Below are 521 nucleotides of genomic sequence, written 5' to 3' on the forward strand. Positions count from 1 at the left end.
TCCCTTCCTGACCACCTTCGTGGATCTGTTCACCGCCTTTATCTGTTTGTTGGTGGCCTGGTATAGCGTGCACTTCGTACTCGAAGAGTATGAGTACGCTTCGCCGGCATTTGCCAGTGTGCCGAGCTGGTTATTGCAAGCCATTATCCCGGTGGGCTTCTCGGTTATGGCACTGCGCTACGTCGTGCTGTTTGCTCTGGGGTTAATTGGCAAGCGGCCGAAAATGCAGGAGCCGACGCCATGATCATTGCGGCGATTGTTCTGCTGGTGGTGCTGGCGCTGATGGGCGCGCCCCTGTTTGCCATTATCCTCGGCGCAGCCGCACTGGGTTTCTATACGCTGGAAATCGAGTTGGCGGTGCTGCACATCGACATCTATCAGCTCAGTAATTCCGTGGTGCTGATGGCGTTACCGCTGTTTACCTTCGCCGGTTTTTTGCTGAGTGAATCGAAAACCGCCGACCGCATGTTGCGGCTCAGCCAGGCCGCGTTCGGCTGGATGCCCGGTGGCATGGCCTTTGT

The 521-nt window shown here is 56.8% G+C and carries 2 protein-coding genes; both read left to right on the plus strand.

The annotated features are described in order from the left end of the window. The coding region (locus A3754_RS06150; RefSeq protein WP_156496849.1) for a TRAP transporter small permease at positions 1-244 on the plus strand (244 nt) is incomplete at its 5' end. Further along, a partial coding sequence (locus A3754_RS06155) for a TRAP transporter large permease subunit (RefSeq protein ID WP_156496850.1) occupies positions 241-521 on the plus strand: 281 nt, incomplete at its 3' end. The genes A3754_RS06150 and A3754_RS06155, both read left to right, overlap by 4 nt.

The organism is Alcanivorax sp. HI0083, from assembly GCF_001635175.1.